This is a genomic window from Rothia nasimurium, from assembly GCF_049068285.1.
Lineage (GTDB): Bacteria > Actinomycetota > Actinomycetes > Actinomycetales > Micrococcaceae > Rothia > Rothia nasimurium_I.
Genome location: NZ_JBLKPV010000011.1, coordinates 39,934 through 61,237 on the forward strand (window position 1 = coordinate 39,934; position 21,304 = coordinate 61,237).

The 21,304-nt window shown below is 59.0% G+C and carries 18 protein-coding genes; all 18 read right to left on the reverse strand.

Annotated features, from left to right (window positions below):
• Window positions 1–29: 29 nt before the first annotated feature.
• Window positions 30–713 (reverse strand): DivIVA domain-containing protein, encoded by a 684-nt coding sequence (locus ACMXX3_RS09905; RefSeq protein WP_421084543.1) that lies wholly within the window; start codon window positions 711–713, stop codon window positions 30–32.
• A gap of 356 nt (window positions 714–1,069) precedes the next feature.
• Complete coding sequence (locus ACMXX3_RS09910; RefSeq protein ID WP_421084544.1) at window positions 1,070–1,372, reverse strand: YggT family protein; 303 nt, start codon at window positions 1,370–1,372, stop codon at window positions 1,070–1,072.
• 12 nt (window positions 1,373–1,384) lie between these two features.
• Entirely contained in the window at window positions 1,385–2,149 is a 765-nt protein-coding gene (locus ACMXX3_RS09915; protein ID WP_421084545.1) for a cell division protein SepF, read from the reverse strand.
• Window positions 2,150–2,281: 132 nt separating this feature from the next.
• Entirely contained in the window at window positions 2,282–3,094 is an 813-nt protein-coding gene (locus ACMXX3_RS09920; RefSeq protein WP_421084546.1) for a YggS family pyridoxal phosphate-dependent enzyme, read from the reverse strand.
• Window positions 3,095–3,096: 2 nt separating this feature from the next.
• Window positions 3,097–3,903, reverse strand: a complete 807-nt coding sequence (locus tag ACMXX3_RS09925) for a laccase domain-containing protein (protein WP_421084547.1) — start codon at window positions 3,901–3,903, stop codon at window positions 3,097–3,099.
• A 101-nt stretch (window positions 3,904–4,004) separates the two neighbouring features.
• Window positions 4,005–5,213 (reverse strand): cell division protein FtsZ, encoded by a 1,209-nt coding sequence (ftsZ, locus tag ACMXX3_RS09930; protein ID WP_421084548.1) that lies wholly within the window; start codon window positions 5,211–5,213, stop codon window positions 4,005–4,007.
• 193 nt (window positions 5,214–5,406) lie between these two features.
• A complete protein-coding gene (locus tag ACMXX3_RS09935) occupies window positions 5,407–6,330 on the reverse strand; it encodes a cell division protein FtsQ/DivIB (protein ID WP_421084549.1) in 924 nt (307 codons plus the stop codon).
• Window positions 6,330–7,820, reverse strand: coding sequence for a UDP-N-acetylmuramate--L-alanine ligase (gene murC / locus ACMXX3_RS09940; protein ID WP_421084550.1), 1,491 nt, complete (start codon window positions 7,818–7,820; stop codon window positions 6,330–6,332). Before murC ends, ACMXX3_RS09935 begins: the two co-directional genes overlap by 1 nt.
• Window positions 7,817–8,914 carry an undecaprenyldiphospho-muramoylpentapeptide beta-N-acetylglucosaminyltransferase gene (gene murG / locus ACMXX3_RS09945; RefSeq protein WP_421084551.1) on the reverse strand — a complete coding sequence of 366 codons (1,098 nt, stop codon included), beginning with the start codon at window positions 8,912–8,914 and terminating at the stop codon, window positions 7,817–7,819. Before murG ends, murC begins: the two co-directional genes overlap by 4 nt.
• 90 nt (window positions 8,915–9,004) lie before the next feature.
• The gene (locus ACMXX3_RS09950) at window positions 9,005–10,888 is read right to left on the reverse strand and encodes an FtsW/RodA/SpoVE family cell cycle protein (RefSeq protein WP_421084552.1); all 1,884 of its coding nucleotides are present in this window, start codon (window positions 10,886–10,888) and stop codon (window positions 9,005–9,007) included.
• Between the two features lie 27 nt (window positions 10,889–10,915).
• On the reverse strand, window positions 10,916–12,451 hold the full coding sequence (gene murD / locus ACMXX3_RS09955) for a UDP-N-acetylmuramoyl-L-alanine--D-glutamate ligase (protein ID WP_421084553.1): 1,536 nt from the start codon (window positions 12,449–12,451) through the stop codon (window positions 10,916–10,918).
• Window positions 12,451–13,569 carry a phospho-N-acetylmuramoyl-pentapeptide-transferase gene (gene mraY, locus ACMXX3_RS09960; RefSeq protein ID WP_421084554.1) on the reverse strand — a complete coding sequence of 373 codons (1,119 nt, stop codon included), beginning with the start codon at window positions 13,567–13,569 and terminating at the stop codon, window positions 12,451–12,453. The genes murD and mraY overlap by 1 nt, the downstream gene beginning before the upstream one ends.
• Before the next feature lie 21 nt (window positions 13,570–13,590).
• Entirely contained in the window at window positions 13,591–15,186 is a 1,596-nt protein-coding gene (locus tag ACMXX3_RS09965) for a UDP-N-acetylmuramoyl-tripeptide--D-alanyl-D-alanine ligase (RefSeq protein WP_421084555.1), read from the reverse strand.
• Between the two features lie 14 nt (window positions 15,187–15,200).
• Window positions 15,201–16,955, reverse strand: coding sequence for a UDP-N-acetylmuramoyl-L-alanyl-D-glutamate--2,6-diaminopimelate ligase (locus ACMXX3_RS09970; protein ID WP_421084556.1), 1,755 nt, complete (start codon window positions 16,953–16,955; stop codon window positions 15,201–15,203).
• A gap of 89 nt (window positions 16,956–17,044) precedes the next feature.
• A complete protein-coding gene (locus tag ACMXX3_RS09975; RefSeq protein WP_421084557.1) occupies window positions 17,045–18,898 on the reverse strand; it encodes a peptidoglycan D,D-transpeptidase FtsI family protein in 1,854 nt (617 codons plus the stop codon).
• Window positions 18,899–19,013: 115 nt separating this feature from the next.
• Window positions 19,014–19,652, reverse strand: a complete 639-nt coding sequence (locus ACMXX3_RS09980; protein ID WP_421084558.1) for a hypothetical protein — start codon at window positions 19,650–19,652, stop codon at window positions 19,014–19,016.
• Window positions 19,649–20,644 carry a 16S rRNA (cytosine(1402)-N(4))-methyltransferase RsmH gene (gene rsmH / locus ACMXX3_RS09985; protein ID WP_421084559.1) on the reverse strand — a complete coding sequence of 332 codons (996 nt, stop codon included), beginning with the start codon at window positions 20,642–20,644 and terminating at the stop codon, window positions 19,649–19,651. Before rsmH ends, ACMXX3_RS09980 begins: the two co-directional genes overlap by 4 nt.
• Before the next feature lie 56 nt (window positions 20,645–20,700).
• Window positions 20,701–21,135, reverse strand: a complete 435-nt coding sequence (mraZ, locus tag ACMXX3_RS09990) for a division/cell wall cluster transcriptional repressor MraZ (protein WP_421084560.1) — start codon at window positions 21,133–21,135, stop codon at window positions 20,701–20,703.
• Window positions 21,136–21,304: the final 169 nt, after the last annotated feature.

Sequence of the window (21,304 nt, forward strand, 5' to 3'; positions counted from 1 at the left end):
ACCGCCTGAGAGAAAGTCTATTTCAGCACTTAGTTGTTGCTGAAGACACCGCCACGCTGGGCGTTGAAGCTACCGAAACCGGCTGCCTGCTGGGGGGAAGAGGCTTCAGCGGCAGGGCCACCCTTGGGTTCAAGACCGGTGGTCTCTTCCAGGGTCGAAAGCTGCTTGTTGAGGTAGTCACGCAGGGAGGTGCGGTACTGGGACTCGAAGCTACGCAGGTCAGCGACAGACTTTTCAAGATTGGACTTGGTCTGTTCCAGATCACCCAGGATCTTGCTGGACTCAGTCTTAGCTTCGGAGACAAGCTTTGAGGCTTCTTCGCGGCCCTCGTTGATCAGACGCTCGCGTTCGCGCTTGCCCTCGAAGACGTAGTCGTCGTGGACCTTCTGGGCCATGGCCAGCAGGCCGGTTGCGCTGGAGGAACCCATAGCTGCTTCAGGGGCAGGAGCAGCGGGGGCTGCAGCTGCAACAGGAGCAGGGGTCTCAACAACGGGCTCAGCGACAGCAGGTGCGGCTGCTTCGGCGGGAGCCAGTGAAATCTTTGCTTCTGCTTCTTCAAGCTGGCGCTTGAGGCTGGCGTTCTCCGCGTTCAGGCGGCGAAGCTCAATAACAATCTCGTCAAGGAAATCGTCAACCTCTTCAGGGTTGTAGCCTTCCTTGAACTTGGTCGGCTGGAAGCGCTTATTGATGACTTCCTCAGGCGTGAGTGCCACGACTTTCACCTCTTACTTCTAAAATCTCTTATGTCACCCTGGCAGTGCCGGTGCTGAATGTAGGCGTGCACTAGGTCCCAGATAGTAGCTGGTTGAACAGCCTAAGGCTCACAGAAAGAAAATACCCACGGCTCCAGGGTGAAAAGCCTGAATGAGCACTTTGTTTCTTTGAGGCACCTGGTCTAGACCTAAACGTCCCCCTTTTTTAGCACAACATAAAATTACCTGGGTTTAGGCAAAGTTTCAACGGTCTGACGGATTTTTCACAAAACTGTGTCAAACGTGTTGCCTACCCGCTTTCCTTGACCGTGTGTTCTTTACCCCTGAATCAACGACCAGGAGTTACCCTCCCCACCCTAGGAAAAAATAGCGGTGAGGTTGAGCAGTATCTGGTAGAGGAAGTACAGGGCTAATAGGAGCACCATGAAACCAAGGTCCAGGGAGATACCGCCCAGGTTGAGGGGGCGAATATAGCGGCGGGCCAGGTTCATGGGAGGATCGGTGACGGCATAGACAAGTGAAGATGCCACCAAAACTGCCCCCCGCGGCCGCCAGTAACGGGCGAAAGTCTGCACCCAGTCCAGCACCAGACGCACCATAAAAAGTACGATGAGCAGGTAAACAGCAATGGAGAGCAGAGCGAAAAGGTACCCCAGCACGATCTCTAACCCTTAAAAGTGGTTAAAGGGGGTCACGTCGTCGCCATCGAGCGCAACGGGAACCTCAGTGCCTTCAGCTCCGAGCACCTCGAGGTTGGCAGGGGTCAGCAGGAAGACCTTGTCGGTGACGCGCTCAATGGAGCCGTTCAAGGCAAAGGCCAGGCCTGAGGAGAAGTCGATGAGGCGCTTTGCATCCGCCTCCCCCATTTCGGTGACGTTCATGATGACGGGGATGTTCTCCCGGAAGGATTCACCGATGATCTTGGCGTCATTGTAGGAGCGGGGGTGGATGGTGGTAATTTGGCGCAATTCTTCGCTACTTTCTGACGTATTTGACGGGGTCTTGGCAGGTAGGGGGCTAAGGGTAGCCTGGGCAGACGCAGCTTCTGCAGGTTCCCATGAGGGAGCGCGACGTGACCGGTCGTGGTCACCTGAAGGGGCTGCGTCAAGCTCCAGGAGGTCTTCCTCAGCCTCGTCCGCAAATGGGTCTGCCGATACTGGCGCTGCTGCCACCGGGCGGGGCTGGGCAGGGCGGGCAGGAGCAGGTGACTCAAGCCCTAGAAGGACGTCCCGCTGGGCTGAGGCTTCTTCGATACGCTGCTGGTCAGCAGGGCCGTCATATGAGTTTTCGTCAATATCCTTGCCAGCTTCGACCGGCTCGTAGACGGTTTCTTCGTACACGGTCTGAGGACGGCGGGCATGGGCCTGCCTTTCGGTTTCCTCATCGGAGTGGCTAAGTCCTAGGTAAGCCAAAGCCTGTTGAATTGTGCGAGCCATGTGCGCCCTTCCTGTGAACTGCCCCTGCTAGTTTCCTGGCGTTTGAGGTTGATATCAAGGTCCACCTGAAATTTTACGGTATCAAATAGTGCTTGTCTTTTCGACGGCCCCGCGCGGAACCTGCTGAGATTCCTAGGCTTGGGGCCGGGCACCCATAATCTGAGATCCAATACGAACAGTGGTGGCCCCCCAGCGGATAGCTTCTGCCAGGTCATGGCTCATACCGGCTGATATCTCGGTGGCTTCAGGGTATTCTGCGGTGAGTTTCTGAGAGTAGCCATAGAGACGTTCGAAAGCGGCGTTAGCGTCCTGGCCCAGCGGGGCAACAGCCATGAGGCCGCCTAGGGTCAAGCCTGGTAGGGAGTGAATGAGTTCCGCTATCGACAGCAGGTCAGCCGGATCCGCCCCGCCCCGGGCCCCCAGGGCAGCCTGGCCTGCGGTTGCTGCGGCGGTTTCGTCCAAGCCCACCTGGATCAGGCAGCGAAGCCCACCGCTGGCATGGGCCGCAGGTGCTGGAGCCTCACCAGCCTCCCAGCGGGCAAGCCGGTTGAGGTAGGCCTTGGACAGGGCCTCGGCTAACTGGGGCCGGTCCACTGACTGCACCTCGGTGGCATACTGCACCACCGACTTAGCCTTGTTAGTCTGGAGCTGGCCTATGAAAGACCAGAGCAGGGGGTCAGCTTCCCCTGTGTATTCAGCGAGGGCAGCAGCCTTAGCCGAGGCTTCCTGGTCGCGGTTCTCCCCCACCCGGCGGACCCCTAAATCATAGAGGGCGGCGGCATCAGCTGCCGGGAAGAACTTGGTCACCACGATCAGTTCGGGTTGGGCAGAATCAGGCTGGCGGGCCCCGGAGGTGTCGGTGGCGGCTTCAGCCAGGCGGTCCTGCACAGCGCGGAAGTTGGCAGCCAGTTCTGCCCGGCGCTCTTCGCTGACGGTAAGTGACATGGTTACTCCTTGGTGGTTTGGTCTGAACTGCATGCTTCTACCCATACAAGGCCGGCTATCCGACCGGCTTCTTCACCGCGCTGGGTATGGCCCCGGTGGGAATAGAGGTCCGGGGTCTCGAAGGTGCAGGCAGCTAGCTCTTGGGAAATTGAGGTCACCTGCGGTATTTCTTTGAGGACGGCCACCGCCCCGGCAGGTAGATCAAGGCCGGGTGTTCCCCATGAGGTTTCTGACTTCACTTCGGGTATCAGGGCCACTGACTCACGTTGCATCTGCTCGGGAACCTCATAACAGCGGCCACAGATCGAAGGACCGATCCAGGCTTTAATATTGCCTGCTCCCCGGGCGACCATATCTGAGATTTCAGCTTGGATGACCCCGTCCAGCAGGCCCTTCCGGCCCGCATGGGCCACACCCAGTACTGGGGCCCCGGTCTGCTGGTGCTCCCCCACAAAAACCAGGGGAATGCAGTCTGCCACCATGATCGCTAACGGAGTCCCGAAGCTGGAGGCAGCATCTGCTTCGGGGGCTGCAGCCCGCATGTCCTCTGGGCTCAACCCCTTGAGTTCCTGCCTCTTATCAGCGTTGTACACGGTAGTGCCGTGAACCTGGTTCAGGTAGGTGAACCCGCAGCTGGCCTTTTCGCCCAGTAGGGCCCGGTCCAGGGCTGAGCGGTCTGCCAGGATGCCGGGTAGGTCTTCACCGACGTGCAGGCCCAGGTTGCCAGCCCGCATCGAGGTGAAGCCCACATGCACGGTCGATCCGTTGGCTGTTGAAACTGTTGCGCGGGAAAAAAGAAGATCTTCCATACCTATGTGCTGTCCTCACAAAACTGAAGGGGGTGAAAGCTTAGATAAATAAGCTTTCACCCCCTAGCCTAGCCGGTCTAACCGGTGTGGCTTGTCAGGTTTTACTTCAGGAAGTCGGGGACGTCCAGGGTGTCGCGGCGGGTGGCCGGGGAGTCCTCAACAACCGGGGGCAGATCCACGTCAAAGCCTGCGTTGGTGGGAACATCGTTACCGCTGTTGTTCCAGCTGTTACCAGCGGGGGCTGAGCCGAAACCACCGGCAGCTGCGGGGGCAGCTGAGGAGCTACCACCGAAAGCCTGCTGGGTACGGGTTGCCTGGGTAGCGGCGCCGTTGTTGTTGTTAGCGTTGGTCTCAGGGTTGACGGAGTCAAAGCCAGCTGCAATGACGGTGACGCGGGCTTCATCACCCAGGGCGTCGTCAATGACGGCACCGAAGATGATGTTGGCATCGGGGTGAGCGACTTCCTGAACCAGGCGGGCTGCTTCGTTGATCTCGAAGAGGCCCAGATCTGAACCGCCCTGGATGGAGAGCAGGACGCCGTGAGCACCGTCGATGGATGCTTCGAGCAGGGGGGAGGCAATAGCCAGTTCGGCAGCCTTGACCGCGCGGTCTTCACCGGAAGCTGAGCCAATACCCATGAGGGCTGAACCTGCACCCTGCATGACGGACTTGACGTCAGCGAAGTCGAGGTTGATCAGGCCGGGGGTGGTGATCAGGTCGGTAATGCCCTGGACACCGGAGAGCAGAACCTGGTCTGCTGACTTGAAGGCATCAAGCATAGAGACGTTGCGGTCTGAAATGGAGAGCAGACGGTCGTTGGGGATAACAATCAGGGTGTCAACTTCATCGCGCAGGGCAGCGATACCGGTCTCTGCCTGGTTGGAGCGACGGCGGCCTTCGAAGGTGAAGGGGCGGGTGACAACACCAATGGTCAGGGCACCGAGTGAGCGGGCAATACGGGCGACGACGGGGGCGCCACCGGTACCGGTGCCACCACCTTCACCGGCGGTCACGAAGACCATGTCTGCGCCCTTGAGGACCTCTTCGATTTCCTGCTCGTGGTCTTCAGCAGCCTGGCGGCCAACGTCAGGGTTTGCACCTGCGCCAAGACCGCGGGTCAGCTCACGACCAACGTCGAGCTTGACGTCAGCGTCTGACATGAGCAGGGCCTGGGCGTCGGTGTTAATTGCGATGAACTCTACACCGCGCAGGCCAACCTCAATCATGCGGTTGACAGCGTTGACGCCACCGCCGCCGATACCGACGACCTTAATTACTGCCAGGTAGTTCTGGGGAGCTGCTGTATCCATGGATTCCCTACTGTTTGTGTTTACATCAGACCAAATCCAACCTTTGATTGAAGGTTGAGATTCGGAATAAACCTATAAATCAATCAATGAAAGATTATCAAGGACCCGGGGCTATTGTCGCCCCGGTTCCATAAATGGGCTGATATTTTCAGGAAAATACCCGGAAAATAAAAAGCTCAAGCTGAGGTTTATACTATTTGACCGTAGGAACCAGGGGGCTGGACACATCATAGGTTTCAACGGCCTGTTGGGAACCTACAGACTCCATTAACTGAACTAAAACCTTAGCTTTAAGGTCACTTTGGTCGGGGGTGCCCCAGATGACCCTGGTCCCATCAGCCATAATCAAAGCAATGCTTGAGGCCGAATCGGCTTCCGCCTTGGCAACCTGCCCCAAGATAGATCCCGGCAGGTGGGCCAAAACTCCAGTTACCGTCGAAAAAGCGGTTGTTTCAACAATTTCAAGGCCGCCAGCAACCAGGGGAACCCCGGCAGCTTCAGGAGAGGCAGTCTGGCCCAGAATCGCCCCTTCGTTATCAACCAGGATGAACTTTCCGTCCTCTTCAACAACGGCAACAGGCACCCGCTCATGGAGTTTCACGACCAAATCGTGGGGTGGATTCACTTCTAGGCTAATGCCGTACAGAAGCTCTTCGTTTCCAATAATCTGGGCAACCTCAGCCTCCGTAATCCGGGTGAGGGGAACACCTTCCAGCTGGCGCAGCTCCTGTTCCAGGCTCGTCTGATCCAACAGATTAGCTCCTTGCACAGTAATAGTGCGGGTAGCCAACAAAGGAGAGAAAAAGACGACCACCACAAAGAGGGCAACAAGAAGAAAAGTACCTAACCCGGCATACCCAATCTTCTTCCAGGAGATCGCCCTGCGAGGCCGCAAAGGAATCGGGGCCCCTGCTCCCCCGCCGTCCTCAGTCTGAGAATCCTTCTTGGTAGCCTCGGCTGCGGCCTGGGCCTGCTGCCACTGGGCAAAGCGACTATTAGCCCGAATATCCACCAGGTTATCTACCTGACTATCGAGCTGGGAGACCTTGGAGGAATTGAGGCGGATTCTAGGCTTCTTCCCTCGTGAGGACTCGCCGGCTTGGTTCTCCTCAGCCACTAGTTTCCAGCGCTTTCTTTAGCCGCCAGACGCTCCACCAGCTGGGCCCCGAGAACGGTCACATCCCCTGCACCGACAGTCATAATGATGTCACCGGGAAGGGCAGAAGCAACCACTGCTTCGATGGCCTCAGCAGCTGAGGGGGCGTAGTGAACCTCGGAGTGCCCGGCCTCGGTAATCAGATGGCTGGCAACGCCCTCCATGGGCAGTTCCCGTGCCGGGTAGATATCAAGGACGTAGGAGCGGTCTGCCTGCGAGAGGGACTGGGCGAACTCGGCGGCAAATTCCTTAGTGCGGGAGAAAAGGTGGGGCTGGAAGATCACATAGAGGTTATGGCCAGCTGCCACGGTCCGTCCGGTTTCCAAGGCCCGGTGGACCTCGGTGGGATGGTGGGCGTAATCGTCAAAGACCTTAACCCCGGCCGCTTCACCGCGCAGGGTGAAACGGCGGTCGGTGCCTGAGAACCGGCCCAGGGCAGCCACTGCCTCTTCGGGGGCCACACCCGCAATCAAGGCACAGATAAAGGAGGCCGTAGCGTTGAGCTGGTTATGGATACCGGGAACAGGCAGGGTCAGGGTGATATGTCCGGTGTGCTGCACTCCCCCCAGGGTAAAGTCCCACACCAGATTAGATGAACAATCGGTGCCCTCGGAGGTAATGCCGGTGAGCCGCACCATGGCAGACTCGCCCTCACCGTAGGTGACAACCTGCACGCCAGCGTCGATAGCGCGGGCTGCCAAATCAGCTGCCCCTTCATCATCAGAACAGGTCACAAAAACACCGCCGGGCGCCATGGAAGCAATGAAACGGTTAAAAGCCTCAAAGACCCTTTCGTTGGTCCCATAGAAATCCAGGTGGTCAGGCTCAGCGTTGGTAATGACCGCAATCTCAGGACGGTAGCGCACAAAGGAGCCATCGGACTCGTCGGCTTCAGCCACAAACCAGGACTCAGGGCCAGAAGCCCCCAGATGGGCATTGGTGTTATAGCCAGCAATAGTAGAACCCACCGCAAAGGAAGGAGCCAAGCCGAGGCCGTCCAGCATCACTGAAATCATGGAGCTGGTAGTGGTTTTCCCGTGGGTGCCAGCAACCGCAACCACCTTTGCATCCCGCATGGTCGCAGCCAGGGCCTCAGACCGGTGCAGGATTCGCAGCCCCCGGGCCCGGGCAGCTGCCAGCTCAGGGTTCTCCTCCTTAATTGCGGTAGAGACCACCACGGTGTCAACACCCTCGATATTCTCAGCGCTCTGGGGAACAGATACCTTAGCCCCCATCTGGCGCAGGGCCTCCACAGCCGGGCTTTCAGCCTGGTCAGAACCGCTGACCGTCATACCGGCAGCCAGCATCAGGCGGGCAATGGCCGACATGCCAGCGCCCCCGATACCCACAAAATGTACAGCACCCAGCTGGTCCAAAGCAGGACGCTCCGGGAAAGGAGGGTTCAAGGGTGCGGGGAGGTCGATCGAAAGATCCATCATTGACTTGCTCATGCGCGGGCCGCCTTCAATACTTCATCTGCCATTACATACGCGGCATCACGGATACCGTGCTGATAGGACTTTTCTGCCATCTGAGAAAGGTGTTCGGAATCAGCCAAGAGGGCCGGGACATTCGCCCGGTACCACTCAGCGGTAAAATCAGAATCCTTCACCAGGATCCCTGCCCCCGCAGCCACCAGGGAGGAAGCGTTCAAAGCCTGCTCCCCGTTGCCGATGGGCAGGGGAACAAAAATTGCTGGAACACCAACTGCCGCCACTTCGCTGACGGTGGCCGCGCCAGAGCGCACCACCATCAGGTCAGCCGCCGCGTAGACGTCCTCCATCGAGGTAATAAACTCAACCTGCTTGTAGCCGGGAGCCTCCCGGAGCTGGCCGTGAGCGTCCTTCAGGGCCTTGCCCCGGCCGGTAATGTGGAGCATCTGGTAACCGGCCTCATGAATCTCATCAATGATCTCTGAGACGGCCTTATTCATACTCAAAGCCCCCAGAGAACCGCCAGTTACCACCACGGTTGGTGTAGAAATATCCAGCCCAAGCCGCTCCCTGGCCCCTGCCTGCTCAGCGGCCCGATCCAGGTTGGCAACGTTCTGCCGCATGGGCATACCCACAGTTCGGGCCCCGGGTAGGGGTGTCTCGGGGAAGGCAGTTGCCACCAGGGCAGCCTTCTTCGCCCCCACCTTGTTCGCCAGGCCGGGCTTAGCGTTTGCCTCATGAATAATGACGGGGATACCCAGCTTATGGGCCGCCAGGTACATGGGGGTACATACATAACCGCCCACACCCACCACAACGTCAGCTCCAGCGTCCGTCAGGATCTTCTTGGCCTGCTGTAGCGAACGCACAAAGGCCACAGGGAACTTCAGCGCCGCCATGTTAGGACGGCGGGGAAAGGGAACCCGAGGAATATAGGCAATCTCGTACCCAGCAGCAGGAATCAGGCGGGCTTCCATGCCGTCTTCGGTACCCACAGTCAAGATTGAGGCTGCAGGCTCGCGCTCCTGGATCGCTCGAGCTATGGCCAGCATGGGGTTAATATGCCCAGCTGTGCCGCCACCGGCAAGCACTACGGTCGGTGCCTCGGTCATAGGTATTCACTCCCTCGGGGTATATATGCCCCTTTATTTTAGCCGGGGTTGGGGCTAAGCACACATTCTCCCCGCTCTCAGTGAGCCTTCTTACCCCTTTCGATCGGTGGGAAGCTGCCGGGCCTTGCGGATAGTACGCAGGCCAGCAGGCACCCGACGTTCCGGGGCAGGCACCTGAGCTTCAGGACGGCGCGGGTGGGAAGCACCGACATCAGCCTGCGGGGTAGGAGCCTTCGCTGACTTCTGGGCAGCTTGTTGCTGGTAGGCCTGCTGGGCCTGCTGCACCTGGGCAGAAGGGCGGGCTCCACTGACAGAACTCGACCGCCGCGCTTTAGCGGCCTCCACGCTTTCGGTGGGTGAGGGGGTGTGCGAGCGCCGAACCGTCGCTGAGCTAGGACGGGTGTGGGCTGCTGATGCCCGTACCGGCCGGGGGGCTGCCGTCCGGGTCTGCGGGTCTGTCTTCCCGTCTACCAGGGAGTGGACGCGGGCCATGAACTTATCGAGGGTCCAGCCGGTGCCGTCGGGGTCACGGTTGATGATTTCCTGTTCAGCTGCTGCCAGATCTGCCAGTCGCTGGCGGCGGGCCCGGTCTTTCGCGTCCTTTGCGTTAATGGGGACCGAGCTCTCCCCCATGATCGGGTTCAGAGGGGTCTGCCGGGCAAAGGCTATCAAGATGCCCAGCCCGGCCAGGGAGGCCACCAGGGATGAACCACCGGCTGAGATGAAGGGCAAGGGGACGCCGATAACAGGGAGCAGGCCAACAACCATACCGATGTTCATCAGGGCTTGGCCCGCGATCCAGGCAATCAGGCCGAGAGTAGCGTAGCGGATGAAGAGGTCAGAGGAGCGGAGCATGATCCGGATGGAGCAGTAGATTAGGGTTGCGTAGAGGAGCAGGACGGCAAGGCCACCGACCATCCCCAGTTCTTCACCGATGACTGCAAAAATATAGTCGTTGTGGGCCTCAGCCAGGTAGTTGTACTTCTGGCGGGATTGGCCTAGTCCAACCCCCCAGAAACCGCCTGTTGCCAGGGCAGCTAGGCCGGAGTTTGCCTGGTCGCAGGAGGCTTCGACACATTCTTTCCAGAACATGAGGGTGTTGAGGATACGCTCTAGTCGGTTGGCACTCACAACCACCAGGCCGATCGCAGCCACAGCTGCCAGACCGGAGGCGGCGATAATCAATTCCCGGGCGGGTTTGGCCGCAATGAAAATAGCCGTGAAGAAGATGCCGTAGACCAGCACTGTACCGGCATCATGGCCGGCTAGAATCAGGGCAACTACCAGGCCGAAGCCCAGCACAGCGGGCATCAGGCCCTTGTAGATGTTCTGGGCCGGGGTGCCGCCGTCCAGACGGCCCTGGCGGGAATAGACGGAGGCCAGCCAGAGGATCATCAGGGGTTTGACGAACTCTGAAGGCTGGATCGAGTAACCACCGGGCAGAGGCAACCAGTTTCGGTTACCACCGATATTTTCACCCCTGAAAATCACCGCAACCAGCAGGGCGGCCCCGACACCCAGCAGGAGGGTGAGGGTCAGGGGCTTGCGGTACCAGGTGACGGGCACCAGATAGCCCACCACCAGCATGAGCACAAAGCCCAGCCCCCCGTAGATGGTCTGAGACTTAGCCTGGCCGAAGGGGTTAGCCCCCGCAGAAATCTGTTCAACGCTGGAGGCTGAGAGCACCATCATGATGCCGAACAGGGTCAGCAAAAGGGCGGTTGCGGTGAGCACAATGGGCACATCGGTGAGCACCATGGTGCTTAAGCGAATCTGGGCATTTTCCCATAACTGGACCAGCCACCTCCAGCCTCGGCGGAGGTGGCCGGGCTGGCGTCGGGAGTTTGATGGTTGGGCAACGCTCATGGGATCGGTTCTCTTCTCTTCGGGGGTGGTCTTCGAGGGTGAGGACGGGAAGGCCCCGGGTCGGTCTTGAACGGTGGTCGTCAGTTGCAGGAGGGGAAACCAGCTCAAGCGCTGATTTCCCCTCACAAGGTTTGATTAGGAGTTGAGCTGGTTGACCAGGTCGGTCACAGCGTCAATGAAGGTATTACCCCGGTCTGCATAGGAAACGAACTGGTCCATGGAGGCTGCTGCTGGGGCCATGAGAACAGTGTCATTGGGTTCTGAGAGTTCGTGGGCCTTGGCTACAGCAAGTTTCATCACGGCCTGGCCGTCTGTCTTATCTGCTAACAGGGAGCTTTCGGTGATGTTATGTACCTTGACCTCGGGGGCGTGCTCGGCCAGCGCTTGCAGGAGGTTGGCGGTGTCAGTACCGATCACGACAACTGCTTTGAGGCGGCTCTTGTGGTCGAGTACGAGGTCGTCGTAGGTGACGCCCTTGGACAGGCCACCTGCCACCCAAATAACAGGGTTGAAGGAGGCCAAGGAAGCGTTGGCTGCGTGGGGGTTGGTGGCCTTGGAATCGTTGACCCACAGGACGCCGTGGGTATTGGCGACCAGCTGTATGCGGTGGGCCCCCGGTTCATATTTCTGAAGGCCAGCCTTGACCTTTTCAGGGGTGATACCTGCTGCCCGGGTCAGGGCTGCAGCCACCAGGGCATTTTCGACGGTGTGCTTGGTGGGGAGCTGACCGGTGTCTGCAACCTCAGCTAGCTCAAGGGCCTGGTTGCGGCGGTCGTCCAGGAAGGCCCGGTCCACCAAAAGGCCGTCAATCACACCAACCATAGACAGGGAGGGGGTGTCAGCCCAGAAGCCAATGGCCCGGGCCCCCTCCACCACGTCGGCCTCTTCGACCATGCGGACGATTTCAGGCTGGTTGGCGTTGAAGATGCAGGCTACCTGGGTATTCTCGTAGATCCGGGCCTTATCGGCCAGATAGTTGTCATAGCCCTCGTGCCAGTCAACGTGGTCTTCAGCCACGTTGAGCACAACTGAGGCCAGGGGGGACATGGAATAGGTCCAGTGCAGCTGGAAGCTGGAGAGCTCAACGGCAAAGAAGTCGTAGTCAACGGGGTCGCGCAGGGCGTCCAAGATAGGGGTGCCGACGTTGCCCACAGCAATTGCCTTGTGGCCTGCTGTTTGCAGGATTGATTCGGTCATCCCTACGGTGGTGGTTTTACCGTTGGTTCCGGTAATGGCCAGCCAGGGGGCTGTCTTACGTCCCTCGCGTTGACGCAGGCGCCAGGCCAGCTCAACGTCGCCCCAGATCTGAATCTTCTGGGCTACAGCGTCAGCAAGGATTCCCAGGGTTGGGGGCAGGCCCGGAGAAGTCACCACGAGGTCAGCAGGTTCTCCTTCGACCAGGGGCAAGGAGTCCATGGCACCGGGGCCCAGGACGGAACCGGCAGCACCCACAATCTTGAGGGTATCGGCCTTACCGCGGGTAGCTTCTGAATCTGAGCCATCGACTACGATCACGCGGGCACCCAGTTCAATCAGGGTATCGGCTGCTGAAAAACCTGAGATACCCAAACCGGCAACCACCACGCGTAGGCCAGCCCAGTCAGACTCCCAGCGGGTCAGCTTTTCCAGGCGTTCATACCCGTAGACGGGATTAGCATTGCTTGCCTGCATTAGAAGACACCTCCGTTGCTCAGGAGCCAGTCACCGTAGAAGACGCCCAGGGCGATGGCCACAAAGAGGCCAGCGAGAATCCAGAAGCGAATCACGACGTTCACTTCGGTCCAGCCCTTGAGTTCAAAGTGGTGCTGCAGGGGGGCCATGCGGAAAATACGCTTACCCCCGCTCATCTTAAAGTAGCCCACCTGAATAATCACGGAGAGGGCAATCATGACGAAGAGACCGGCGATAATCGGCAGAAGCATCTGGGTGCGGGTGATGATAGCGAAAGCTGCCAAGGCACCGCCCAGTCCCAGGGAGCCGGTATCGCCCATGAAGATAGTTGCCGGTGAGGTATTCCACCAGAGGAAGCCGATCAGGGCACCAATCAGGGAGGCTGCCAGCATAGCCATCTGGCCTGAATCAGGAACCTCATAGCAGACATTATCGAGGGAGCCGGGGGCACACAGGTGCTGCTGCTGCCACATAGAAATCAGCAGGTAGCCGCTAAAGACCATAATGGCTGCACCTGTTGCCAAACCGTCCAGCCCGTCAGTCAGGTTCACGGCGTTGGTGGTGGCAGTCGCGATCAGGTTGGCCCAGATAATGAAGAGGATAATGCCCACCACAGGCCCGGCAAAGGCCAAATCCAACCAGGGGATATCGCGGGTGAAGGAAAGGTTGAAGGAGGCAGGTGACCAGCCCCGCTCGTCCTTAATCAGCAGGGCACCGACCGCAAAGAGGGTACCAATGAGCCCCTGGAGCACGATTTTGCCCTTGGGAGTCAGGCCCTCACTCTGCTTCTTCCAAATCTTCTGGAAGTCATCGATAAAGCCAACGCCAGCCATACCCAGCATGAGGAACATGGACAACAAGACCGAAGCGGACGGAGCCAGGTTGGTTCCCGTCAGCAGGGCTGAGAGGCCAAGGGCCAGGAAAAAACCAAGAACGGTAGCAATCATCATCATGACGCCACCCATGGTCGGGGTGCCCCGCTTGGTCTGGTGGGAGGTCGGGCCGTCCTCACGGATAAACTGGCCAAACTGCTGCTTGACCAGCCATTTGGTGTAGAGCGGGGTGCCTGCAATCGAAATGATCAGGCCAAAAGCTGCAGCCAACAGGATTGAAATCATGTGGTGTCTTCGCCTTCCCTCTTATGCGTTGGTGGGAGTTTGGGAATCGGTGCCGGTTTTAGCGCCACTAGTTGAGTTTAGCGCCTGGACAAAGTCTCCGGCGCTCAGCCAAGAGCTACGGGCTCCAGTTTGGCCCCCATCTTCCGTGAGGTTTCCCTCATAGTCGGCAACCTGTTGGCCCAAAACACCCAGACCTGCCCCATTTGATGATTTAAAGAGCACAATATCCCCTGGCTCTACCTGGCCCTTGAGCAGTTCAAAAGCCTCGTCAGCGGTGGCCACCCAGGTGGCTTCATTTCCCCAGGAGCCTTCAAGGTGGGCCGTGTTGTAGATAGGCTTGGCGATGTCCCCCACAGCGATGAGCTTGGAAATATTGAGGCGGACAGCCAGCTGGCCAATGCGGTCGTGCTCGGTAAGGGTGGCCTCCCCGAGTTCCAGCATGGCCCCCAGGACGGCCCAGGTCCGGTTGGTTGAGGGCAGACGGCCCAGCTGGGCTAGGGTCTGCAGGGCTGCGGTCATAGATTCAGGGTTGGCGTTATAGGCGTCATTGATGACGGTGACGCCGTCGGGGCGGTCGGTTCGCTGCATCCGCCACTTGGAGGCAGCTCCGCTGGTGGAAAGCTGCCGGACAATAGCTTCGGGGGCAATACCCACCTGGTAGGCAACAGTTGCTGCAGCCAGCAGGTTATAGACGTGGTGCTCCCCAATCAGCTGGGAGGCTACTTCAAAAGACTCCCCTTCGGGGAAGGTCACAGTGAATACAGGTTTGCCTTCGTCATTGGTGCGAAGATTAGTGGCAGTAATCCTGTTTTCCGCCACACCGGGGTTGGCTGAGGTGGTCACCTCAGCTTCCCGGCCTTCAACGCCGAAGTAGGTGACGGGGGTAGAGGCCCGGTTAATCATGCGGCGGACCCGGTAGTCGTCAATGTTGAGGCCCAGCCCCAGGCTCACCCCTTCAGCCATTTCGCCCTTGGTCGCTTCAATATTATCGACCCCGCCAAATTCACCGGCATGGGCGGTGCCAACCTTGAGGACGACGCCGTAGTCCGGCTTGATCATGTCGGTCAGGTACTTGATATTGCCAACACGGTCAGCTCCCATTTCAATAACCAGGTATCGAGTCTCTTCCTCAGCCCGGAAAACGGTCAGGGGGACCCCGACCTCCCCGTTGAAGGAACCAACGGGGGCAACGGTCTTGCCCTCGGCTCCGAAGATGGCAGCCAACAGGTCCTTTGTGGTGGTTTTTCCAGCTGAACCGGTGATTCCGACAACCGTGATTTCTCCACGCTCTCGCAGGCGGGCGACAATATAGGCTGCCAGGCGTCCCATAGCCAGAACGACGTCGTCCACCAGAACCGAGGGGTAGATTCGGCCCGAAGCGTCCTGAACCTCACGTTCAACTAGAGCTAGAGGTGCTCCGGCCTCAAAGGCAGCAGGGAGGAAACGATGACCGTCCGTCACTTCTCCGGGCTTGGCCAAGAAAAGGCAGCCCTCCCCCACTTCACGGGAGTCAGTAGTAGCAGAAGTGCAGGTCAGAGCGGAGGCAGCAGCCTCATCAAGCCCCAGCAGGGCACCTGAGGTGGCTTCTGCGATCTCTAAAGCTGAAAGTTCAATCATAGGTTTATCTTCTGTTACTTCTGGAGGTTCTGGTAGGCGGGAAGGACGGAGAAACCTGCAGCCAGCAGGGCCCGGGCAGTTTCAACCCGGTCGTCCATTTCAATATCGGTTCCGGCAACGTCCTGGGCCACTTCATGGCCGCGGCCTGCCACCAGAATGGAATCGTGGGGGCCAGCTAGGGCAATAGCTTCATCAATAGCCCGGGTACGAGGTTCGATATTCAGCACCTGCTGGGCCCGGGCCCCGGAATCCACCGCGGCCTGGGCTCCCCCAGCCACAGCCTCCCGGATGGGGGCCGGATCCTCCCCGTGGGGGTCATCGTCAGTCACAATGACCAGGTCTGCATAGGTTGCAGCAATCTCACCCATCAGGGGACGCTTGGTCTGGTCACGTTCACCGGTGGCCCCAAAGACAATAATGACCTTGCCGTCTTCAGAGGCCGGTTCAATCGCCTCCAAAGCCCGCTTGAGGGCATCGGGGTTATGGGCAAAATCGACCAGGGCGGTGGGCTCAGTTGAGATTAGCTGCATCCGGCCCGGAACCACCGGGGTCAGGGTCTCAGGCTGAGCCAAGACCTCAACAATCCTGCTCCGTTCCACCTCATTCTGGGCAGATTCGAATACCATCAGGGCAGCCAAAGCAGCGTTAGAAACATTGAAGTCCGCAGGCAGGTGGGTTGAGCTCTTCAACTCAAAACCGTCCCCCCGCCGCAGGGTAAAGGAATGCCCGATACCTTCGCGGGCCACCTGGGTAAGGGCCCAATCCAGCTGGCCCAGATGGGGAGCCCCGGCCAGGTCATCCGCATAGCCGGCTCCATAGTTGGTCGCCAGGCGTACAACAGCCAAAGTCCCCAACTGCTTGACGGCTACGTCCGCCATCTTCTGGCCCCACTCATCGTCTACGGTAATTACCGCCCGACGGGTACGCTCGGGAGTAAAAAGCTCAGCCTTGGACTCAAAGTAGCTCTGCATCGTTCCATGCAAATCCAGGTGGTCCTGGGTCAGGTTGGTAAAACCGGCAACGTCATAGCGCACGCCGTCAACCCGGTGATAATCCAGGGCATGGGAGGAAACCTCCATAGCGGCGCTCGTAATCCCCTGCTGACGCATGAGGGCAATCAGGGAGTGCACGTGGGGGGATTCAGGGGTGGTGAGCTTGGACGGAATAGCCTGGCCACCGGCCAGAATCTCAATGGTGCCAATCAAACCGGTGGTGTGACCCAGCGCCTGCATGATCGAGTTGGTCATGTAGGTGCTCGTAGTCTTTCCGTTGGTACCGGTGATACCGAACAGGCGGGGTCCTGCTCCCCCGGCAGGCTGGGAGGAATAAATCCGGGCGGCCAAGGGGCCAATTGCTTTCCGAACCTGGTCGGTAACGATCACACTGAACCCTTCAGGCAGGGCCTGAGAGCCCTGGGCAATCTTTAGCCCGGCAGCGTCCGTTAGCATGGCAACGGCACCGAGTTCAAGGGCTGAGGACAAAAAGCTGGCACCGTGGGCGCGGGCACCGCCGAGGGCAACGTAGAGGTCACCGGGCTGGACTTCACGGGAGTCAAGGGTGATACCGGTAATAGGCTGGTCTGAGATCTGGGCCAGGCTGGAATCCAGACCAATTTCAGTCAACCAGCCTGCCACCTCTTCTGCTGGCCGAGGGGTGATCTGGGCTGGCCGCAGGGTCTGGGCGTTACCCTTCAGCTGGGGTTTCTCAGTCAAGGTATCCCTCCAAGGTGGTAAGAACGGGGCCAGAGCCGCTAGTCGGCCTTGTATCATGCCCGTTAGCTGATTCGGTGCGGTTGCACCCGGGGTTTGCCGGCTCTAAACAGGCCTCCCGGCTGGTGTGCGATGTAATAGGGTCTACTTTAGCCGTTTTCATCGTGGCCTTCGGCAAATTTAGGGGTTTCCTGAGGCTCAGTGGTGGAGCGCGGCACGTTATAGATGTGCAGGGTCTTCTCCATAATGCTGGAGAACTGGGTGGTTGTTCCGGCAGTTCCTACGGCTGCTGCTGTGGTTTGCGGACGATGGATGGTTACCGAGACGAGGAAACGCGGGTTTTCGGTGGGGGCAACACCGACGAAGGAGGTTGTCCAGCCGTCGTAGGTGCTAGACCCCTCTCCAACGTTTTCTGCAGTACCGGTTTTACCGGCTACCCGGTAGCCCTCCACCTGGGCAGTTTTGGCACCGCCCTGGTAGACCACTGATTCCATCACTTGCAGGGTCTTGCGGGCGGTGTCTTCGCTGATAATCCGGGTGCCTTCTGCGATGGGTCGGACTTCTTCTGTGCCGTCGGTGTCGATGACCGCGTCCACGATACGGGGCTTGAGCATGACGCCCTTATTCGCGATGGCCTGGTAGATCATGGCAGTTTGCAGGGCTGACTGGGCAACGCCCTGGCCAAAGAGGACGGTGTACTGCTGGCGGATGTCCCAGTCCCGCCAGTCGTGAATCAGGCCCTGAGATTCACCGGTCAGTTCGATACCGGTGAATTCCCCGATGCCAAATTTTTTGAGCCAGTTGTAGCGCTGTTCTTTGCTGAGCTTGCTCCCCATCATGACAGTGCCGGTGTTCATGGAGTCGGCAATGATACCTGCGACGGTACGTTTCTGGGCCGGGTGGACGAAGGCGTCGGTGATGATCTGGTTGTCGATGTGAAGTTCAGCCGGTACGTCATAGACCGTTTCAGGTTGGGCGATTCCTTCTTCGATGACAGCTGCAGTCGTTAGAATTTTTTCGGTTGAGCCGGGCTCAAAGACCTGGGTGATGGCGCGGGGGTTCATATCGGCCAGTTCAAAGTCCTTGGAGCCAGGGTCCATGGTGCTGGAATCGGCCATAGCGAGAATGGAGCCGTCACGGATATCCATAACGATGACGGTGCCCCACTCTGCCTTGAGCTCCTGGGCCCGGGCGGCGATAATCTGCTGGGCGAAGTACTGGACGTCCTGGTTAATGGTCAGGCGCACGGACTTGCCGTTTTGGGCCGGAGTGATGGATTCTTTGCCGATGGGGATACGGATGCCGTCAGCTGAAATCTCGTAGGTCCGGTGGCCGTCAACGCCAGCTAGTTCCTTGCCCATGGTCCGTTCGATACCTACCGAGTTATTGCTGGTGCGGGTTTCAGTAGGGCTTCCTTCGACAGCTTCTTCAATCACGGAGTAGCGGCCAACGACTGATCCGGCGACCATGCCGTTGGGGTATTTCCGGTCGGAGAGAATTTCCCCGTAGATGAAGGGGGCCTCTAACTCATCGACCTTGTTGAAGATTTCGGGTGTGACGTTTTCTTTGACGATCCAGTATTTGCGGTCCCCGTCCAGGGCTGCTTTGACGTCAGCGTCGTTCATTTTGAGGATGTCAGCGAGTTCGTAGACCAGTTGGGTGGGGCTCACTGAAACGTATTCGTCGCGGGTTCCTGGCACCCGGCGTTCAAAGGTGGAGACGGCGCTTTGGTCAACGGTGATGTTGTATCGCTGGACGCTGCGGGCCAGCACGTTCCCGTTGATGTCGAGGATTTCACCGCGCAGGGCCGGGATGGTTTGGACGCGGGTGCGGTTGGAGCGGGCTGTTTCGGCAAGTCCGTTGGGGTCAAGGCCCTGCAGGTAGGCCATTTTTGCTCCGACCGCCCCGAGGCCGGCGAGGGCTATGGTGCCTGCGATGAAGCCCCGGCGGTTGATGCCGCGTTGGATTTCATCCACTGGTGTTGGATGCTGCTTCCCGCTCACGGGGCCCCCTTCTCTAGTTTCCTCTTTTGTGGTTCGTCAGGTTTGCGCGTTGATCAGCCGGTGAGAATTCACCAGGTGCCTACCGTTGGGGCAGGCACCTGGTGGACGCTGGTGGTTATTGGCCACTCTGGCTAGGTTGCGGGGCTGGTGCGCTGGGATCGCTTGAGGCTTTCGCTTCGGCTTCTTGCTTAGCCTTGGCTTCGGCTTCTTCCTTCTTACGTTGTTCTTCAGCCCGGGCACTTGCTTCTTCGTAGGCTTTGGTATCAGCGAGGGCAGGTGGGGAGATGAGGTTTTTGGTGGCTGGATCTTCCCCGGTGACGGCCATGGGGATACCGCTAATTTCGCCGGTATTCAGGTCAATGGTTGCCTGGCTTGAGGCGGCGACGAGGCCGAGTTGGCTGGCGCGGATTGCAAGGTCTTGGGGGGCCTGGTGGAATTCGATTTCCTGGGCGAGGGCTTCGTTGCTTTGGATCAGGGCCTGTTCCTGGGCGCGAAGGTCAACCAGTTCGTATTGGCGGGAGGCCATGGTAATACTCAGGCTAAGGACGACGATCAGTGAGAAGAGGAGGGCGCCGAGGCCGAAGAAGACCCGCCAACGGTTGTCGTAGGCGCGGACGTAGCGGGCACGGGAGAGCGGACGACGGGCGGGGCGGGGTGCGCCGTTACCGTCGCCTTTGACCAGGGTCAGCCTGGGTTTACTGCTGCCCTGGGTGGCGTCTCCGGTGGAGTGGGGGAAACGGGGTTCCGCGCTCATCGTGGTGCCTTAGTGGTTTTGATTTTTTCTGCGGCTCGGAGCTTAGCTGATGCGGCTCGTGAGTTCTCTTCTATTTCTGCTTCGGTGGGGGGTTCTGCCCCGCGGGTGATGATCTTGAGTTCAGGTTTGTGTTCTTCAAGTTCAACGGGGAAGCCCTTGGGTGCGCTGGAGGTTGCGCGGCTGGTAAAGGCTCGCTTGACGATTTTGTCTTCGAGGCTGTGGTAGCTCATGGCAACGCAGCGTCCGCCGAGGTTGAGGGCGTCGATGGCTGCGGGAATTGCCCGTTCGAGGGCGTCGAGTTCGTGGTTGACCTCGATTCTCAGGGCCTGGAAGGTTCGCTTGGCGGGGTGCCCGCCCTTGCGCTGGGCGGCAACGGGGACTGCCTGCTGGATGACTTTGACGAGCTCGCCGGTGGATTCGAAAGGACGGCTGGCGCGGGCTTCAACAATTTTTGAGGCTATGCGGGCGGCGAACTTTTCTTCACCCCACTGGCGGATGATGCGGCGCAAATCGTGTTCGTCATAGGTATTGACGACGGTGGCTGCGGTGAGCTCATCGGTGGTGTTCATGCGCATATCCAGGGGCGCGTCGTAGGAGTAGGCAAAGCCCCGGGAACGTTCATCTAGCTGCATGGAGGATACGCCAAGGTCGAAGAGGACGCCATCAACTTCGCTGACGCCTGCTTCGGCAAGGGCGCGGGGGATTTCGTCGTAGACCGCGTGGACCGGGATGAAGCGGTCGCCGAAGCGGGCCAGGCGCTCCCCTGCCAGCTTATGGGCCATGGGGTCCCGGTCAATGCCGATGAGGGTCAGATCCTCAAAGCGTTCTAGCATGGCTTCTGAATGGCCACCCATGCCCAGGGTTCCGTCGATGACGACGGCGCCGGGGCGGGAGATTGCGGGCGCGAGCAGGTTCAGGCAGCGGTCAAGCATGACCGGAATGTGCCTGTCTTTGGCTTCCTTGCCGGGTGAGAGGTCCTCTACCTGAGTCAAGGTGCGCTCCTCTGTTTGGGTGGTTGGTGCGATATTTTAGGGGGTGGGGCCGGTTCCTACAGGAGGAGGCCGGGCAGGAGCTCTTCGTCTGTCTCGGCGAAGCTTTCTTCCTGCTCAGCCAGGTAGGATTCCCAGGCGTCAGTACTCCAGATTTCAGCCCGTGAGCCTGCGCCAATGACGGTGAGTTCTTTATCAAGACCGGCATAGTCCCTCAGATTCTGAGGAATGGTGATACGCCCTTGCTTGTCTGGAACCTCGTCTGATGCCCCCGATAGGAAGACACGGATGTAGTCTCGGGCCTGCTTGGATGAGAGCGGTGCTGTGCGAAGCTGCTCGTGAATCCGTTCAAATTCTGCCAGCGTGAACACATAAAGGCAGCGTTCCTGGCCCCGGGTGAGCACGAGCCCCTGCTCAAGCTGGTCCCGAAATTTTGCCGGTAGGATAAGTCGCCCTTTAACGTCCAGACGCGGGGTGTGAGTCCCGAGGAACATTCCACCACCGCCTCTAAGTCTTGCTTCGGAAACTCCCGGCTGACGGGAGAAACTACATCAGTGTTGTTCTATCCCCTCCACTTTACTCCACTCCGCACCACCATGGGCACAAAAACCCTCATATTTACCGGCTTTTTGAGAGTTTTCACAAGGTTTTTGCATGAAGGAC

Coding starts and splice junctions, on each gene's coding strand:
- ACMXX3_RS09915 (WP_421084545.1), bottom strand. CDS start 2,149: ATGGCTCGCACAATTCAACAGGCTTTGGCTTACCTAGGACTTAGCCAC.
- ACMXX3_RS09920 (WP_421084546.1), bottom strand. CDS start 3,094: ATGTCACTTACCGTCAGCGAAGAGCGCCGGGCAGAACTGGCTGCCAAC.
- ACMXX3_RS09925 (WP_421084547.1), bottom strand. CDS start 3,903: ATGGAAGATCTTCTTTTTTCCCGCGCAACAGTTTCAACAGCCAACGGA.
- ftsZ (WP_421084548.1), bottom strand. CDS start 5,213: ATGGATACAGCAGCTCCCCAGAACTACCTGGCAGTAATTAAGGTCGTC.
- murC (WP_421084550.1), bottom strand. CDS start 7,820: ATGAGCAAGTCAATGATGGATCTTTCGATCGACCTCCCCGCACCCTTG.
- murG (WP_421084551.1), bottom strand. CDS start 8,914: ATGACCGAGGCACCGACCGTAGTGCTTGCCGGTGGCGGCACAGCTGGG.
- murD (WP_421084553.1), bottom strand. CDS start 12,451: ATGCAGGCAAGCAATGCTAATCCCGTCTACGGGTATGAACGCCTGGAA.
- mraY (WP_421084554.1), bottom strand. CDS start 13,569: ATGATTTCAATCCTGTTGGCTGCAGCTTTTGGCCTGATCATTTCGATT.
- ACMXX3_RS09965 (WP_421084555.1), bottom strand. CDS start 15,186: ATGATTGAACTTTCAGCTTTAGAGATCGCAGAAGCCACCTCAGGTGCC.
- ACMXX3_RS09970 (WP_421084556.1), bottom strand. CDS start 16,955: ATGATACAAGGCCGACTAGCGGCTCTGGCCCCGTTCTTACCACCTTGG.
- ACMXX3_RS09980 (WP_421084558.1), bottom strand. CDS start 19,652: ATGAGCGCGGAACCCCGTTTCCCCCACTCCACCGGAGACGCCACCCAG.
- mraZ (WP_421084560.1), bottom strand. CDS start 21,135: ATGTTCCTCGGGACTCACACCCCGCGTCTGGACGTTAAAGGGCGACTT.